General features: G+C 68.9%; 17 protein-coding genes. 6 read left to right on the top strand and 11 right to left on the bottom strand.

The genetic code is table 11. The annotated features are described in order from the left end of the window. Positions 1-144: 144 nt before the first annotated feature. A complete protein-coding gene (locus IU448_RS01605) occupies positions 145-501 on the bottom strand; it encodes a PepSY domain-containing protein (RefSeq protein ID WP_195053705.1) in 357 nt (118 codons plus the stop codon). Between the two features lie 111 nt (positions 502-612). Between IU448_RS01605 and IU448_RS01600 the strand changes: the two genes are divergently transcribed. Both IU448_RS01600 and IU448_RS29505 read left to right on the top strand, forming a co-directional pair. Further along, positions 613-1,290 carry a response regulator transcription factor gene (locus tag IU448_RS01600; protein ID WP_195053704.1) on the top strand — a complete coding sequence of 226 codons (678 nt, stop codon included), beginning with the start codon at positions 613-615 and terminating at the stop codon, positions 1,288-1,290. Then, positions 1,277-2,845 carry a HAMP domain-containing sensor histidine kinase gene (locus tag IU448_RS29505; RefSeq protein WP_324188480.1) on the top strand — a complete coding sequence of 523 codons (1,569 nt, stop codon included), beginning with the start codon at positions 1,277-1,279 and terminating at the stop codon, positions 2,843-2,845. Before IU448_RS01600 ends, IU448_RS29505 begins: the two co-directional genes overlap by 14 nt. Positions 2,846-2,872: 27 nt before the next feature. On the opposite strand, the gene IU448_RS01590 is transcribed toward IU448_RS29505, so the two are convergent. The 3 genes from IU448_RS01590 to IU448_RS01580 all read right to left on the bottom strand — a co-directional run bounded on the left by IU448_RS01590 (position 2,873) and on the right by IU448_RS01580 (position 6,005). Continuing rightward, on the bottom strand, positions 2,873-3,742 hold the full coding sequence (locus IU448_RS01590; protein ID WP_195053703.1) for an RNA polymerase sigma factor SigF: 870 nt from the start codon (positions 3,740-3,742) through the stop codon (positions 2,873-2,875). A 242-nt stretch (positions 3,743-3,984) separates the two neighbouring features. Beyond that, complete coding sequence (locus IU448_RS01585) at positions 3,985-4,641, bottom strand: nitroreductase family protein (protein WP_324188479.1); 657 nt, start codon at positions 4,639-4,641, stop codon at positions 3,985-3,987. A 149-nt stretch (positions 4,642-4,790) separates the two neighbouring features. Continuing rightward, positions 4,791-6,005 (bottom strand): low temperature requirement protein A, encoded by a 1,215-nt coding sequence (locus IU448_RS01580; RefSeq protein WP_195053701.1) that lies wholly within the window; start codon positions 6,003-6,005, stop codon positions 4,791-4,793. A gap of 151 nt (positions 6,006-6,156) precedes the next feature. On the opposite strand from IU448_RS01580, the gene IU448_RS01575 reads away from it, so the two are divergent. From IU448_RS01575 to IU448_RS01565, 3 genes are all read left to right on the top strand, one after another. After that, on the top strand, positions 6,157-6,309 hold the full coding sequence (locus IU448_RS01575) for a hypothetical protein (RefSeq protein WP_195053700.1): 153 nt from the start codon (positions 6,157-6,159) through the stop codon (positions 6,307-6,309). 226 nt (positions 6,310-6,535) lie between these two features. After that, complete coding sequence (gene lppU, locus IU448_RS01570; protein ID WP_195053699.1) at positions 6,536-7,123, top strand: LppU family putative lipoprotein; 588 nt, start codon at positions 6,536-6,538, stop codon at positions 7,121-7,123. A gap of 307 nt (positions 7,124-7,430) precedes the next feature. Next, positions 7,431-8,354, top strand: coding sequence for a hypothetical protein (locus IU448_RS01565; protein WP_195053698.1), 924 nt, complete (start codon positions 7,431-7,433; stop codon positions 8,352-8,354). Between the two features lie 42 nt (positions 8,355-8,396). Here IU448_RS01565 and IU448_RS01560 read toward each other — a convergent pair whose 3' ends face one another. From IU448_RS01560 to IU448_RS01535, 6 genes are all read right to left on the bottom strand, one after another. Beyond that, positions 8,397-9,725, bottom strand: a complete 1,329-nt coding sequence (locus tag IU448_RS01560; protein WP_195053697.1) for a hypothetical protein — start codon at positions 9,723-9,725, stop codon at positions 8,397-8,399. Beyond that, positions 9,722-10,024: a hypothetical protein gene (locus IU448_RS01555; protein WP_195053696.1), complete on the bottom strand. Its 303-nt coding sequence runs from the start codon at positions 10,022-10,024 to the stop codon at positions 9,722-9,724. Before IU448_RS01555 ends, IU448_RS01560 begins: the two co-directional genes overlap by 4 nt. 86 nt (positions 10,025-10,110) lie before the next feature. Beyond that, positions 10,111-10,305 carry a hypothetical protein gene (locus IU448_RS01550; RefSeq protein ID WP_195055142.1) on the bottom strand — a complete coding sequence of 65 codons (195 nt, stop codon included), beginning with the start codon at positions 10,303-10,305 and terminating at the stop codon, positions 10,111-10,113. Further along, positions 10,302-12,074: a hypothetical protein gene (locus IU448_RS01545; RefSeq protein WP_228812130.1), complete on the bottom strand. Its 1,773-nt coding sequence runs from the start codon at positions 12,072-12,074 to the stop codon at positions 10,302-10,304. Before IU448_RS01545 ends, IU448_RS01550 begins: the two co-directional genes overlap by 4 nt. A gap of 350 nt (positions 12,075-12,424) precedes the next feature. Next, entirely contained in the window at positions 12,425-12,598 is a 174-nt protein-coding gene (locus tag IU448_RS01540; protein WP_195053695.1) for a CsbD family protein, read from the bottom strand. 161 nt (positions 12,599-12,759) lie between these two features. Beyond that, the gene (locus IU448_RS01535; protein WP_195053694.1) at positions 12,760-13,248 is read right to left on the bottom strand and encodes a flavin reductase family protein; all 489 of its coding nucleotides are present in this window, start codon (positions 13,246-13,248) and stop codon (positions 12,760-12,762) included. A 461-nt stretch (positions 13,249-13,709) separates the two neighbouring features. Between IU448_RS01535 and IU448_RS01530 the strand changes: the two genes are divergently transcribed. Beyond that, positions 13,710-14,228 (top strand): CinA family protein, encoded by a 519-nt coding sequence (locus IU448_RS01530; protein ID WP_195053693.1) that lies wholly within the window; start codon positions 13,710-13,712, stop codon positions 14,226-14,228. Positions 14,229-14,260: 32 nt separating this feature from the next. Here the strand turns inward: IU448_RS01530 and IU448_RS01525 are convergent, their stop codons facing one another. Continuing rightward, positions 14,261-16,006, bottom strand: a complete 1,746-nt coding sequence (locus tag IU448_RS01525) for a penicillin-binding transpeptidase domain-containing protein (protein WP_195053692.1) — start codon at positions 16,004-16,006, stop codon at positions 14,261-14,263. Between the last annotated feature and the right edge of the window lie 88 nt (positions 16,007-16,094).

Raw genomic sequence — 16,094 nt, 5'->3', positions numbered from 1 at the left:
CCGATATCGGCTACGGGACCTTTTCCCCGGTAGGGCTACCGACTCATCGTCGGCCCTCGTGCCCGGCCGCGGCGAGAACCGGGCGGCCGGACGAGGCTGCAGACACAGCGTATTCGCGGACTACCGGGATGCGGGCACCGGCGATCAATCGTGTTCGGCGGATCCGAGGACGGCGCCGGTGTTCGCGTCGATCGTCACCTCGTACTCCACCCCGGACGGGGTCACGACCTCCACCTCCCACACCGTGGTGTGCCGTTCGGAATCGAGTTCCGCCGAGACCGGGGTACTCCCCGGGACCGCGGTTACCGCCGCGTCCATGGCCTGCTGCCGATCGATCCCCGGGTCGGCCACCAGCGACCATTGCGCACTGCCGGAACGGTCGCCGGGGTCGAGGGCGACCGCGGCGACTGCGAGGCACGCGCCGGCCACCACGGCCGCCACCACCGCGCCGACCAGTAACCAGCGCATGGCCGAAACCGCGTGGCGGAAAAATGTTCCCATGGTGCAAACCTCCTGTGTGAGCGAATGTTGCACCACTGTGGCAACCCGATGCTGAAACTCCCCTGAAGCCACCTGAAGATCGTTTCAGCAAAGATCTGACACTCTTGGTGAATGCGTCTGCTGATCGTGGAGGACGAGAAACGGCTGGCCCACACACTGGCAAAGGGCCTGTCCGCCGAGGGTTTCGCCGTGGATGTCGTGCACGACGGAGTCACCGGCCTGCATCGGGCCACCGGCACCGACTACGACCTGATCGTCCTCGACATCATGCTGCCGGGGATGAACGGCTACCGGGTCTGCGAAAGCCTGCGCGCCGCGGGGCACGAGACCCCCGTGCTGATGCTCACGGCCAAGGACGGCGAATACGACGAGGCCGAGGGACTCGATACCGGAGCGGACGATTATCTGCGCAAACCGTTCTCGTACGTGGTGCTGGTGGCCCGGATCCGGGCGCTGCTGCGCCGCCGGACCCGCGGGGGCGCCCGGGTGTTGCGGGTGGGCGATCTGCTGGTGGACCCCGGTAGCCACACCTGCCGCCGCGGTGATCGGGACGTCACGCTCACCGCCAAGGAATTCGCGGTACTCGAACATCTCGCGGTGCGGGCCGGGGAGGTGGTCTCCAAGGCCGATATCCTCTGCCATGTATGGGATTTCGCCTACGACGGCGACCCCAACATCGTGGAGGTCTACATCAGCGCCCTGCGCCGCAAGATCGACGCGCCCTTCGGCTGCCGCACCATTCACACCGTGCGCGGCGCGGGTTACCGGTTGGCGGGTGAACGTGGCTGAGCGCGCCCCGCGCCGCCGGTGGTGGAGTTCGGTGCGGGCCCGCACCACCACCGCCGCTACCGCGGTCGTGGCCGTGGCCTTGGTGGCGGCGGGCCTGATCGTGCTCGTGGTGCTGCGTGACAACCTCGTCGAGAGCGCGAGCACCCAGGCCGAGCACACCGCCCGCGGTATCGCCGACCAACTCGGTCGCGGCACCGATCTCACGGCCCTGCGGTTCCCCGATCCGGACGACGAACCGGTGCAGATCGTCGCATCGGACGGCCGAGTGCTCGCCGCCGACGAGGAGCTGCGCGGCCGGCCCCCGATGGCCGATTTCGGTCCGTACGCGGCGGAGGAATCGGGCCGCGACGACGATCCGGAGGCCGACGAGGACCAGGACGACGAGGACACAGAAGAAGACGACGACGATTCCGACGAGGAATCCGATGACGACGGCGACACCCGCGCAGCCCCGGAGGCCGGAAACGCCGCGGGCGTCGCGGTATCACCGGACACCGTTACCGCAGCGGCGCCATCGACCACCGAGGCAGTCTTGGGCGAGGCGTACCTGCGGGTCGGCGACGCCACGACTCCCGACCATTATCGGGTGGCCGCCCTCGCCGCGAGCACCGCCGGCGGGCAGCCCGTCACCGTTTACGCGGGCGCCGCGCTCGATACCGCCGACAGTGCGGTCGCCGACGCCCGGCGGGCCATGCTGCTGGGGCTGCTCCCGGTGCTTTCGGTGGTGGCCGTGGTGACCTGGTTCGTCACCCGGCGCGCATTACGCCCGGTGGAGGCCATTCGCCGCGAACTCGCCGAGATCATGCACGGTGATCTGTCCCGGCGGGTCCCCGAGCCACCGGCGCGCGACGAGATCGCCCTGCTCGCGGCAACCACCAACGACACCCTGGCGGCCCTGGAGCAATCCGCCGACCGGCAGCGCCGGTTCATCGCCGACGCGGCACACGAATTGCGCAGCCCGATCGCCAGTCTGCGGGCCCAGCTGGAGGTGGCGCAGGCGCACCCGGATCTGCTCGAGCTCGACGGCCTGCTCGGCGATACCGTACGCCTGGAACATCTGGCGACGGATCTGCTGCTGCTGGCCCGCCTCGACGCCGGGGAACGGCCCCGGCCCGGACGGGTCGATATGGCCGCGCTCGTCGCCGGCGAGCTGTCCCGGCGCACCGGTGACCGCGTACCGGTCGAAACCGCGCTCCCGGACGAGCCCGTCCTCCTCACCGGCAGCGGCACCCAGCTCGCCCGGGTCCTGGGCAACCTGGTCGACAACGCGCAGCGGCATACCTCGACCCTGGTCCTGGTCTCGCTGGAATGTGTGGACGGGGCCGCGGTACTCGTGGTCGCCGACGACGGCGCCGGAGTACCCGCAGCGGATCGGGAACGCATATTCCAGCGTTTCGTCCGGCTCGACGAGGCCCGCAGCCGCGACGAGGGCGGAGCCGGTCTGGGATTGGCCATCGTCCGCGATGTGGTCGAACGCCACGGCGGGTCGATCCGGGTCGAGGACGGGGTACCCGCCGGGGCCCGTTTCATCGTCACGATCCCGCTGCCCCGCTGAGCGCCGCGCGGTGCCGGTCACCGTCGCTCAGGCGGCCATCGGGCCGGCGGCGGCCGGTTCGGCGAGAGCCTGTTCGCGCAGAGTTTTCAGTGTTTTGGTGAGAATCCGGGAGACCTGCATCTGTGAAATGCCCAGCCGCTCGGCGATCTGGTTCTGCGTCATGGACCCGAAATAACGCCAGACGAGTACCTGACGTTCGCGCCGCGGCAGCTGTTCGATCAGCGGGCGTACCGCCATGGCGTCCTCGAGCAGCCGGTAGCACGGTTCTTCGGTGCCCAGGCGGGTGAGCACGGCCGGGGGCGGGGTTTCGTCGTCGTGTTCGCGGACCGCGGCGTCCAGGGAGTTGCTGGTGTGGCCGTTACCGGCGATCAGGGCCTGGGTGACCTCGGTCAGTTCGACGTCGAGTTCCGCGGCGATCTCGCGGGCGGTCGGCGTCCGGCCGAGCCGCTGGAACAGGGCCTCGGACGCCGGGCCGATACGCAGATGCAGTTCCTTGGTACCGCGCGGGACCCGTACGTCCCAGGTGTGGTCGCGGAAATGCCGGCGTACCTCGCCCATGATCGTGGGCACGGCGAAGGACAGGAACGAACTGCCCCGGCTCACATCGAAGCGGTCCACGGCCTGTACCAATCCCATCCGGGCGATTTGCAGCAGATCGTCGAACGTTTCCCCGCGGCCGCTGAACCGGCGTGCGATATGGTCGGCCAGCGGCAGGCCCAGATGCACGATTTCGGTGCGGATCTCCTGCCGGTGTGGATCGCCGGGTTCCAGGCCGGCCAGTTTGTCGAACCAGGGTTCGAGATTGTCGTAGCTGTCCCCACCGCGTGTCCGCCCGGGTCGTGCGGTCCGGCTCGCGGCGGCAAGCTTATCGGTGGTGACTGCGGTCGTTTCGTTCATCGGGGGCTCCTCGGGTCTTCCCAATCGGCTCGCTGATCGGCTCGACTTCCTTCAGAACTACCCGATTCGGCGTGATCGAAACGTGACCTACCGGTGAGTACTCGGCACCGGGCGTTCGCACACCGCCTGCAGGCGTCGCGAAATACCCTGTAACCAGGACTGTTTCACAATCGGTTCGGGACACCCGAAGGATCGGTGTCACCGACGCGGCCGGGGGACGAAACGAGGCAGGCCCCGGTCGGCTACCAGCCGCCGATATGCACGATCCGATCCAGATCGGTCCGCGCGGCGGGTTTGAAATCGGTGCCCAGCGTGTAGGCCACCGGCAACAGCGCGCCCTGGGACACCTTCTCGTAGGGAATGCCGAGAATCTCGGCCGCATCCCGCTCGTATCGCAAATGCAGTGTGGTCCAGGAGGTTCCGAGACCTCGCGAACGCGCCGCCAGGCAGAAACTCCATACCGCGGGAAACAGCGATCCCCAGTACGCCGCGCTCGCCGCGCTCGACGCGTTGTCCAGCCGGCCCCACTGACACGGGATCACCAGAGTCGGCACCGCGCCCATCTTCTCGGCCAGATACCGCGCGGAATCCGCGACGCGCTGCCGGGCCGCATCCGCTTCGGAATCACCGCTGAGCTGGTTACCCGGGAAACTCCGGGAGGAGGCGTATTCCTCGAACGCCTTGCGGTACAACTCGCCCAGCGACCGGCGCTGTCCGGGGTCGGTGACGACGACCCAGTGCCAGCCCTGCCGGTTCGACCCGCTCGGCGCCTGCACCGCCAGTTCGATACATTCCCGGATGACCTCGAGCGGCACCGCGCGCTCGAGGTCGAGTCGTTTACGCACCGCTCGTGTGGTCGTCAGCAGTTCGTCTGTGGTCAGGTCCAGTTCCCTCGGCACAGCAGCCTCCTTCGTTCCGGTGCGGCACAACCCGGCCGGAGCGCGCAACACTGGCCCCGGCCGTCTCCCGGCGAACATACGCGCCGGACGGCTGCATCCGGGTAGCGGCCCGGCTGCCGCGATGTTTCGCGGGGCCGGTGCCGTACACGTCACGAATGGTGTCCGGCGTGCCGGATCTCGTCGCGCGGCACGGCGAAGCGGACGGTCTCCCAGACGATCAGCGACAACAGGACCGCGCACAGGATCGCCAGGGCGGCGAGCGCGGGCAGCGCCGACGCCGGCGGAGTGAGGGCGACCAGCACCACGATCGCGACAACGCGGGATACGGTGACCTCCCCGGTGGCATAGGCCTTGCTGCCCACGAGCCCGATCAGGAACAGCACGACACCGCCGTACAGCGCGTACAGCGGGATTCCGTAGAGCGCGTCGGTGAGCCGGTGGTGCGAACTGTCCCCGACGTAGTAGAGCACCTTCTTGAGGCCGAGCGACAGCGCGATGATCCCGGCGATCATCGGGAAATGCCAGTAGGTGTAGCAATTGCGAGCGATCTTGATCTGCCGTTCTCCGTCGGCCGCGGCCAGCGCGCGCTCGACCGACAGCGCGGCGACATCGAAATACGCCCACCACAGCAGGCCGGAGATCGCCAGGCCCAGCAATGCACCCACGGCGATCGGCCATGAGATGGGCAGCGCGGCCACCCCGATACCGATCGAGACAATCGATTCGCCCAGCGCAACGATGACGATCAGCCCGTAGCGTTCGGAAAAATGCCGTGCCGAGTTCACCCGCCAGCCGTTACCGGACAGCAGCGTCCACGCCATATCGCCGGCCACCGCGGCGATCCACAAACCGATCTGTACCGCCCCCGAGGTCGTCGCCGCCACCACCAGCAGCGCGGTGCCGATGGTGATCGACCCCAACCCCCAGCGGATCACCTGCGTGCGCAGTTGCGGATCCTGTGCGCTGGCCAGCCAGAACATGCCCAGATGGACGAGCCGGGCCACCAGATAGGCCAGCGCGAACACCAGTGGTCCCGACCAGCCACCGGGCAGATCGTGGAATGCTTCCGGAATGGTCAGCGCGGCAATGAACCCGGCACCCATGGCGGTGAACACGGCCACCCGCGCCAGACCTTCGTCGGCGCGCACCACATTGCCCAGCCAGCTGTAGGAGATCCACACCCACCACATCACAGCCAGCACCAGTAACGCGCGCACCATATTCACGGCGGAGGTGTCCTCGGCGGCCAGATCGGTCACCTTGGTGAGTGCGAAGACCACCACCAGATCGAAGAACAGCTCGAGTTGGGTAACCGCGGCTCCCTGGGCCACCGGCTGCAGTCGCATACGCTCGGATCCACTCATACGCCGAATACTGGCACCACGCGACGCCGGTCGCAGCACCACCGGACCTGCGACACGGCCATGTTTCGACCGCCGGAAACCGGTCACGCGGTGGATGGAGGATGCCGGAGCGGAGCTACGACCCGGCATCGGCGACGAGAAGGGAGGCCCTATGAGTAGCCGCGATACGATCGCCCAGCTGAACCAGGACATCACCACCGCCGAGGACGCCGGGAACGAGGCCGAAGCGGCCCGGCTCCGGCGGGAACTGGAGACCGCCCTGCGGGCGGCCGAGGATCCGAACCGATCGGCCGATTCCGAATAGTCCGGCCGGGACCACGGTGATCGGCCGGGTGCCCTGCCCCACGTGGGCGGGTCACTCGGCGGGTTCCACCGCTCCCGGACCAGTGCGCTCCGGCACCGCGCAGCCACCGGATATGATCTTGATCGGGTAGGGGTGGCGAGCAGCGCATACACCGTGGCGCCTCGTCGAACGATTCATGAGTTCTCCCCCACCCGCTCATGCGATCGATTTCGATGGAGGAATTGCCATGTCCAGACGCGCACCCGTTTTCCGGGTCCGGAACCTGCTCACCGGGTTCGTCGTGGCCGGTTGCGCCGTACTCGCTCTGTCGGGGTGCTCCGGCGCGGAGTCGTCGAGTTCGGCGAGCCCGGCGCCCGAGACAACCGTTCCCGGGCAGAACGGCACCGACGAAGGTGGCGATGTCTACTTCGACGCCGAGATCGGCCAATGCGTGAACCTGTCGGGGACCATGATGGACGCCGAGATCGACCACGCCGAGTGCGGTAGCGAGAAGTCCAACTACAAGGTCGTCGCCAAGGCACCGACCCAGGACGGCTGCGCCGCCGACGTCGACCAGACCTACTACGTCACCCTCGGCGGCGAGGAACAGGGCGCCCTGTGCCTCGATATCGACTGGGTCGTAGGCCAGTGCATGACCATTCCGACCGGTATGGACAGCCCCTCGCACAGCCCGTGCACCGCGGGCAAGCCTGATACCGTCCGGGTGCTCGCGATCCTGCCCGGCACCACCGATGCGGCCGGCTGCCCCGGCGAGGCCACCAGCTACTACACCTACGACGAGCGCAAACTCGTCACCTGCGTCGCCGAGGTCTAGCGGCCCCGACGCCGATGTGTGGCCTCGTCCCCCGGTCGAGGCCACACGATTCCCGGCATGACGCCCGGCGCAACTCCGTCCGGAATACCGCCGGCACAGTCGATTCCGTTCAGGCGACCGGTTCCGAGGCGCCGAACGGCCGATTCGGGGCAACACGGCGATTCCGGTGCCGTACTCGGCGATGTTGCCTACGCTCTGTACGCGGAGCAGCCTCGCCGGTGAGCCAGTGATCACCCTCGAGGGCGGCCCGACCGGTATCGAATGCCCTGACACCGGACCAGCGTCGGCACTATCGTCTGGAGCCCGCATGAGTTCACCCACCCTCGCCGTGGCGGTGCTGGGCGCCGGCCTGCTCGCCGGTCCGATAGCGGACCGGATCGACGCCCGGCCCGATCTGGAACTCACCGCCCGGAGCGCGGATGCGCGGGTACTACCTGCGGGTACCGGAAGTGTCGTCTACGTACCGTCGCTCGCCGAGATCGCCGCGGCCGCACCGGCCGCGATACTGCCGCGTCTGCTTCACGAAGGGTACGACGTGATCTCCACGGCACCGCAGAACGGGCACGGCCCGCCGGCCGCGCTCGCCGACGCTTGCCACGCCGGGAACTCGGCATTCCACGCGACCGGTGCATTCCAGACCACCATCCCGGCCCGGCTCATCCGGTCGCTCACCGAGGTCACCCGCGATATCCGCCGGGTGGAGCTGGTGGAGGAACTGGACTTCACCGGCACCGGCGTCTACCCGTGGGGCGCTCCGGGCGAAATCGGGATCGGCACTGTCGACACCGCCCTTGCTACCCGGGCCGCGGCCCTGGCGGACGGCTACTACGCGGCGGGACTCCACGTCCTCGACGAGGCGGTTTTCGACGGCGTGACAGGCGCCGGCGAGACACCGGCCGGGACGGTGGACGTGGTCACCGACAGCACGGGCGTGATCCAAAAGGTGATCGTCGACCGCGCACTCGGCCCGGCGCTGAGCTACCGATCCGTCTGGTCGGCGGCCACTGCGGACCGGGCGCCGCTGCGCTACCGGCTCACCACGACCACCGATACCGCGAAGGGCACGGCGAACGTCCGATTCAAATGTATGGCGGGCGTCCATCCTGCCGACCATCTGACCTGCGTCAATGCCGTGGAAGCGATCCGTCCGGTGCACGAGCACGCTCCCGGCGCGGCCCACTGGGATCATTCTGCCGGCCGACCGGTGCCGGGCCGTCAGCTGACCGGATGAGCCGGCCGGTTCCGCGGCGATCCGGGAGCGTGCGTCACCTGCTCAAGCGTCGAACAGCAGATAGAGCCCGGTGAAGGTGTAGCCGACCATGAGCAGCATGAGCGCGAGTTGGCCGGTGAGCCGATACGCCGGCGGCAGCAGGCGCAGACAACGATCGTGGGCGGCGGCGACACCCAGCACATGACCGGTCACCACGGCCACGACCTTCATGGTGCCCAGCACCGCCGGATGCGCCGACAAGAGGTAGGCGACCTCCCGGTCGGCCAGGCCGAACAGGTTCCACCCGGCGGCGAACGGATCCGCGCAGAGAATCACCGTGGCCTGGCCCTTCTCGACCAGGAAGCTCAGGTAATGCGCGACCACATAACCCGCGATGATCGGTGTCAGGGTGTAGGCGAGCCGGGTCGGGAGCAGGCGGCGTTCGGCGCGGGCGAGCCCACCGGTGGCCGCGGCGGCGAGGCGGAAACTCACTCCCACGACGACGATGAACACCAGCAGACCGGCGGTACTCACCAGAGTGCGCCCGAGGACGCCGCCCGCCTCGGCGAGCAGACCCCGCCACCATTCGAACAGCGAGAAACTGTCGAACGCGGTGGAACCCAGCAGCGTCGCCGCGACCGCCACCGACCCGGGTCCCACCGGAGTGCCCGCCAGGTTCGCCAGCGGCGAGCGCACGACGAACACACCGCCGGAGCCCCGGTCGAGCAGGCTCAACCGGCCGAGCAGGCTGCTGTACACCTCCAGCGGGTCGGCGTTTTCGGCCCATTCGGTGCCGAAAACGCATAAACCCGCCACAGTGACGATCAGATACCCGGCCACCCACACAGTCACGGCGGTCACCGAACCGGGGTCGGGGGAGGCCAGTTCGAGCCAGACGAAGGTGAACAGCCCGAACGCCGCCGGCCACCGGCCCCACGTCCGCGGATACCGCAACCGACCGGACTCGGGCGCACGACCGGTGATCGCGCACAGCCCGCGGTGCACGGCCCGCGCCGGGGACAGCAGCTTCCACACCGGTCCGGCGACCAGCGAAGCCACCATCACCCCGACCCAGACGAGCACGTAGACGACACCGGGCACCGGATTCCCGGCGGGATCGGCGGAACCGAGAACGCCGGCCGTCAGGACCAGCACGGTCGCGGCGACACTCCCCACGGCCACAACCGCACGGAGGACCGGCGAATCCACGACCGCACGCACCGCCGCCGGTACCGGTTTCCCGCCCCGGGCCGGGTCCAGCCGGGGTTCGCGCCAGGCGAAGGCGAGCACCGCGAACGAGAAGGCCAGCGCCCACGCCGCACCGATCAACGCATAGGTCAGCGGGATCGGCAGGTCCGACGCACCGCCGATCCCGTGGGCCAGCGTTGTCACGGGCGGACGAGCAGGGTCGCCACCGTGACCCCGGCATGATGCAGTTCGATCTCCACCCGGCCCGGGACCTCGACGGCGAACCGGAAACGCTGTCCGATAGCCGGGGCGACGCCGAACGTATGGTCGGGATTCGCGTGCACATGCAGTTCGTCGGAAACATCACTGTCCACGATGACTTCGACCGGCTGACCGACCCGCGCGTCCAGCCTGCTGTCGACCGGCGACACCACCCCGTCCGCGATCCGCACCGTCAGGCGCACGCTCGCCGCCGACTCGGTCGCGCCGGGGGGTTTCTCCACACCGGGACCTTGCGGTTCGGAGGCAGCGCAACCGGCAGTGAGCAGCCCTGCCACGAGCAGTGGCACGCATAACCGCGATAGGGGCATCAGTTCTCCTCGTCGGTGTCGGGCGCGGTATCCGCTTCATGCGGCGGAGCCGATTCGTCCGGGCCGTTCCTGCGGTCGCGCACCGCGATGAACAGGACGACTCCGGCGATGAGAAAGGCGGGCAGGAAAGCGGGGACGGCCAAGAGGATCGAGTGGTCCGCCAGGACCACCACATCGTCGTACCGGTCGTTCACGAAACCGGTGCCTGCTCCGGCGCCCGCACGCCGGATGACCGCGGATAACGGTCGTTGATCCGGGCAGCGCCCCAGGACAACGCGGCGATCAACGCCAGGCTGCACAGCAGCACGATCAGCGAGGCCGCGGTGAAGAGCCAGGCGGGATGATCGAATGAACGCTCCCGCTGCAATACCGTGATCTCGGCGACGAACGGGCGGGTGAATTCGCCCAGCGCCGGCACCTCCCCGGCACCGATACCGGGGTCGGCGGCCATGAAGATCGGCAGCGCGGTCTGTGTGCGCCCGTCCTGGATGCGCAGGACCGTCTTCCAGGTGCCGTGGGCCGGAACAGCCTCCGTGGTCACGTAATGTCCCTCGCCCACGCGGCGTAGCTGATCCACCACGAGCCCGCGCCCGGGACTGTCACTGCCCACGCCGCCCTGCCAGGCCAGGATCTGGACCCATTCCGGATCGTCGCCGGCCAGATCGGCCGGTGTGATGCGGATATCGGCGTGCACCATGCGGCCGCCGTCGGGCGGGGCTTCCCGCAACTGCACCGTTGCCCGGGCGTCCTGCGGGATATCGATCATCAAACCGTTGGCGGTGGCCGCTGCGACCACGACCACGGCGGCGGTTATCAGTGTGCGCCGCACGGCCGGACGCGGTAACGGTTCACCCAGCAGCACGGTCGCGAGCAGCGCGCCGACCACACCGCCCGCAATTCCGGTCGGGATCGTCATCAGCAACAGCTCCGGCCACATCGCCGTGGGCCACGGATCGACGAATACTGCAGCGACCCACAGGGATTCCAGCCAGATCCCCGCCGTTGCCGCCACCACACCCGTCAGCGCGCCCCACCGGATCCGGCGCCGGGCCGCCGGCAGCAGGCAGAGGACCTCCACCATCACGGCGATCCCGAGATAGAGCGGGAAGACATTACGCGGCGCGTCGATGATCGGCCCGCCGACCAGCCAGGCCACCACGAGACGGACCACGGCGGCGAAACACGCCACCACCAGCGCCGCGCCCGTTCCGAGGGTCATCCGGGCGGCGATCAGGGCAACGGTCGCCGCCGCCACCATCAGCATGGGCTGCAGCACCAGCCGGAATTGTTCGACGCCGAAGTCGTACTCCACCTGGAATACCGACAGCCCGATGAGCAGGCCACCGAAGGCGAAGGCACGCATCCACCACATCCGGCGCGGCCGCGGCTGGTCGGTATCGGGCCGGCTGTGCCGGCCCTCGAATTCGAGCAGCAGCACACCCACCAGCGATAGCCCCGCTCCGCCGATGAGCATCAGATGCGTCGGGCCCCACAGCGTGACGTCCTGCCCGAATATGCGGTGCCACAGATCATCGAGCGGGAACCCGATCAAGGCATACAATCCGGCGCCGGCCAGCAGGATCCCGCCGACGGGCGCGTACCAGGCACGGGTGATCCGCACCGCCGCCGGGCCGGGTTTCTCGTCGAGTGGCAGCACGATCGCCGTCATTCCGGCCGTGAACAGGAAGAACAGACCCGCGAGGATGAAATAGTGCGCCGGATTGGCCAGCGGGCCCTCGTCGCGGCCGTTACCGATGTGCAGGCTCACATCCCAGATGAAGCCGAGCAGCGCGGTGAGGATGGTGGCCAGGAACATCGCCAGCGGTAGCGCCACCCAGCCCGGCTGATCGAACCAGCTTCCGAGCCGGTCCGCTGTCCGCTGTAACCAGGTGATGCGGCGGGTGCGGTGGAGGTAGCCCACCCACATCAATCCGAGGGCGATCACCCCGGCGGACCCGGTCATGATGGCGACCTGATCCAGCGCCGCGCCGCCGCCCTCGTTCCCTTGGGCAAGCGACCGCCCGATCACTTCGTGCACGTTGTACGGCACTGGACCTCCACACCAGCCGGGGTATATGTGACGAAAAGTAGCATGAATTACGGCTGGGGGCGCGGTGTTCACACGAAGCGGCAAAGACAGTTCGCCGCAATGCTATTCGCCACAAAATTGCCACGGCCATCGAAGCCGCACACGCATTCGGTTCGACCGATCGCGATCACGGCCTGCCACGGCAGACAGCACGGGCGGTACCGCGAGCGCGGCGCCGGGATCGAACGAGCCTTTGCCGATCCCGGCCACCGCGGCCGAGGCGGTCAGTCGCGGAAGGCGTCCTTCACCTTCTCGCCGGCATCCTTCAGATTCGATTTGACCTGATCGGCCTTGCCTTCGTTCTTCTTGTCCTCGTCACCGGCGGCCTCGCCGTACTTCTCCTTGGCCTGACCGGCGAGCTCCTCGGCCTTGTTGCTGACCTTGTCGGTTCCGCTCACAGCCGGACTCCTCTCGTCGGGTCGACCGGCCTGCCCGATCCGGCCGGTCTGCCGCACGGATAACCATCGACCGCCCGGGTAAACCGAGCAGCCGAATGGAGCCGGCAGCCCGCGACGGCCGCGCCACGCGGTCCTTTCGCTGACCTGCCACTTCCACGTCATCAGGCAGGATGCCCCGGTTCCAGATCCGCGACGTGGTGATACCGCAGTGCCGCGGGCTCCGGCCACCGGAACTCCCCCGCCTCGGGTCCCAGGATCAGGCCGGCGTGATCGCCGAAATCATGGCGGGCGAGAACCCGGCCGCAGAACCAGGCCGCGGCGTCGTCCAGCACCGGAACGCCGTGCGGTCCGGCCCGCCATGAGCAGTGCGCGAACTTGTCGATCTCGTCACCCGTCTCACCGCCGAAGAGGGTCGCGAGGGAGGTATGGCCGGTACCGATCAGGTGCACGGCCACGAATTGGGTTCCCTGCGCAAGACGGTAGGTGTGGTTCGCCTTGGACAGGCACACCAGGAACCGCCGCGGTTCGATCGCCACCTGAGCCGCGAAACCCACCAGGCATCCGGACCTTTGCCCGGCGGCGGCAAGAGTCACCACGAACACCGGCGGGTCGGCCGCCGCGATCATGGCGTCGAAGAAATTCTCCGGCATCTGGCGTGTATAGCAGGCCGGCGGGTGTACCGCCGTACGGCTCGCACCGGTGGGTACGCATTGTGCCCGTACCCCCTCGGTCGGCGGTCCTCACCGACCGGTCGACCGGATCAGCAACACACCCGCTCGGCCGGATGCGGCCCGAGAGATGCGCCCGGCCCCCGTCCTCCTCGCCGATGACGTCCATACCGGGCGGTGTGGAGATCGCTACCGAGGAATCGGATCGCTGGACCGGGAACCTGGTTGCCGTGATAGCCGCCGCGGTGGTCGGCGCTCCGGCAGCTTCGTCCTGCCCCTGTTGCCGTGGGGTGCGGGTTTCTCCTGGCACCGGCCGGCCGGTACGACCGTGTGGGCGGGTCCGGTCGTCGCCGATCGGTCTACGATGGCGTCCATGTTCTGCGACCGAACGCTGGGAGCTGCGGCCGTCGTAGTGGTCGGCCGGGACCGTGCGGAGGATGCCGATGCCTTCCGGATCTGATTCCGATGAACTGCTGGTGCCCTCTGTTTTGGGGCGAGCGCACGAACAGGCCGAGGAGCTGGCGGAAATCGCGGGGCGCGGCGGGCTGCAGGTCGCGGTCGCGGAATCGCTGACCTCGGGGCAGCTCGCGGCGGCGCTCGGCGCGGCGAGCAAATCCGGTGAATGGTTCCGGGGGGCCGTGGTCGCCTACAGCAGAGCCGTCAAACACCATGTACTCGGCGTACCGGACGGGCCGGTGGTGTCCGCTGCGGCGGCGGCCGCGATGGCCGAAGGGGTACGCACGCTGTTCGAAGCGTCCCTGGCCGTGGGCGTCACGGGTGCCGGTGGCCCCGACTCGCAGGACGGACACGAGCCGGGATCGGTGTGGTTCGCCGTATCGGTGGACGGTTCGGTGCGGACGCACCATCGGCACTTTCCCGGCGAGCCCGCCGAAATCCTCGATCAGGTGGTCGTCTACGCGGTGGAACTGCTGCTCGACGCAGCCCGGGAACAGTCGGTCTGAGCATCCGGCCGCCGTGCACCTGTTCGGTGGTCTCACGAACTCCGCAGCATGCGCCCCGCGGCCTGCACGGCCGGACCCGAACTACCGGCGTCGGCAACGAATACCGCGAAGGCGAGATCCCCGCGAATGCCCACGAACCAACCGTGGGCATTCGTGTTGTCACCGTATTCGGCGGTGCCGGTTTTGCCGAGCAGACCAGGGATATCGGCCAACTGGGTGGCGGTACCCGCGGTCACGGTCTCGCGCATCATGGTCTTCAGCTGGTCGGTCACGGTGGCGGGCAGCGGCGGCGGGGTGCGATCCGGGGAGCCGGGTTGCCCGGCGATCATCACCGGCGCCGGCGTCGTACCGTCCGCGATCGAGGCGGCGACCAGCGCCATCCCGAACGGACTCGCCGTCACCGCGCCCTGGCCGATACTGGCCTCCACCCGTTCGGCGGAGTTCTGCGGGACCGGCACACTGCCGGTCACCGTGGTCAGTCCGGGTGTCACATAGTCGACGCCGAGGCCGAGGCGTTCGGCGGTGGTGGTGAGCGCTCCCTGCGGCAACTGGACTGCCAGCCCGGCCATGGTCGTATTGCAGGACCGCGCGAAGGCGGTGTGCAGCGGTACCTGGCCCAGGTCGAAACTGTCGTCGTTCGGGATCCGGCGACCCTCGATATCGGCGACGCCGGGGCACGGCAGCACGGTATCGGGGTTCGCGATTCCGGCGTCCAGCACCGCGGCGGTGGTCACCGTCTTGAAGGTCGAACCGGGCGGGTAGAGACCGGTGAACGCGATGGGTCCTTCGGCGTCGGCGGCGGAGTTCTGGCCGGCGGCCACGATTTCACCGGTGGACGGCCGGATCGCCACGATCGCCGCCGTCCGGTCGAGCGGGTCCAGCGCGGTTTCCGCGGCACGTTGCAGGCCCGCGTCGATGGTGGTGTGGATATCGGCGGTCTGCCCGGGGTCCCGGCCGGCGATCCGGACCGGACCTTCCGGGGTGCGGGCCTGGACCACCCAACCGGCGGCAGCGTCGGCCTGCTCCTGCCACAGTTCGGCCGGACCGGACAGGGTCTGCGCAGACAGATCGCGGTCGGTGGTGAGCAGTCGGGTCTGCGGGGCCAAGGTGACCCCGGCAGTGCCGGTCAGCGCTTCCCGGATCGGCGCGATATCGGATTCCCGCAAGCTGATCGCCGTTACGGAGCCGCCGTTGGCCGCGGCCAGATCGGCGTCCAGTGCGGCCGCGGTGATGCCCGGCGCGATCGGCGAGACCAGATTCGCCACCGCCGCGGTATCGGCGCCGGGCGCGAGCTGGACCAGGGTCACCACCTGCTCGGTCAGCAGTTCCCCGCCCGACGCGTCGAGAACGCGCGCCGGTTCCGGATACACCGGCGCATAGGTCAGTTCCCCCTGGTCGAGGCCGGGCGCGAGCACGGCCGGGTTCCAGCGGATGCGATGGCCCGCGTCGGTCTCCACGGCGGTGCCGGTAGTCGTGTACTTCCATTCGGCGCCCTGTTTTCCCAGCTTCCAGGTGGCCTCGAGGGTGAACGTATCGTCTTCGGTCCCGGCGACCGTGTAGGTCACCTCCTTGCCCAGACCGTCGTACAGTGCGCCGACGGTCTTCTCCGCGCGGGCGGGGTCGTCGGTGAGCTGCGCCGCCGCGGCGACATCGTCGCGGTTCAGCGCGTCGGCGAAACTGCCGGCCGTGGTTTCGGGCTCGGGCGGCCCGGAGGAGCAACCGGCCAGGGCCAGACCGAGGATCGTCAGCAGTACGAGGACTTTCCGATCGATGCGCATCACCTGCGACTGTATCGACCGCGGTCCGGCGGCACGTCGCATCCCTGCCGAACGGCGCCTACGCGTCGTGCCGGAAAGCGCGGCGCCC

The organism is Nocardia flavorosea (assembly GCF_015477805.1).
In the GTDB taxonomy this organism is placed as follows: Bacteria; Actinomycetota; Actinomycetes; order Mycobacteriales; family Mycobacteriaceae; genus Nocardia; species Nocardia flavorosea_A.
This window is presented reverse-complemented; position numbering and strand designations above follow the sequence as displayed.

Coding starts and splice junctions, on each gene's coding strand:
- IU448_RS01575 (WP_195053700.1), top strand. CDS start 6,157: ATGAGTAGCCGCGATACGATCGCCCAGCTGAACCAGGACATCACCACC.
- IU448_RS01530 (WP_195053693.1), top strand. CDS start 13,710: ATGCCTTCCGGATCTGATTCCGATGAACTGCTGGTGCCCTCTGTTTTG.
- IU448_RS01580 (WP_195053701.1), bottom strand. CDS start 6,005: ATGAGTGGATCCGAGCGTATGCGACTGCAGCCGGTGGCCCAGGGAGCC.
- IU448_RS01525 (WP_195053692.1), bottom strand. CDS start 16,006: ATGCGCATCGATCGGAAAGTCCTCGTACTGCTGACGATCCTCGGTCTG.
- IU448_RS01535 (WP_195053694.1), bottom strand. CDS start 13,248: ATGCCGGAGAATTTCTTCGACGCCATGATCGCGGCGGCCGACCCGCCG.
- lppU (WP_195053699.1), top strand. CDS start 6,536: ATGTCCAGACGCGCACCCGTTTTCCGGGTCCGGAACCTGCTCACCGGG.
- IU448_RS01545 (WP_228812130.1), bottom strand. CDS start 12,074: ATGACCGGGTCCGCCGGGGTGATCGCCCTCGGATTGATGTGGGTGGGC.
- IU448_RS01565 (WP_195053698.1), top strand. CDS start 7,431: ATGAGTTCACCCACCCTCGCCGTGGCGGTGCTGGGCGCCGGCCTGCTC.
- IU448_RS01600 (WP_195053704.1), top strand. CDS start 613: ATGCGTCTGCTGATCGTGGAGGACGAGAAACGGCTGGCCCACACACTG.
- IU448_RS01590 (WP_195053703.1), bottom strand. CDS start 3,742: ATGAACGAAACGACCGCAGTCACCACCGATAAGCTTGCCGCCGCGAGC.
- IU448_RS01605 (WP_195053705.1), bottom strand. CDS start 501: ATGGGAACATTTTTCCGCCACGCGGTTTCGGCCATGCGCTGGTTACTG.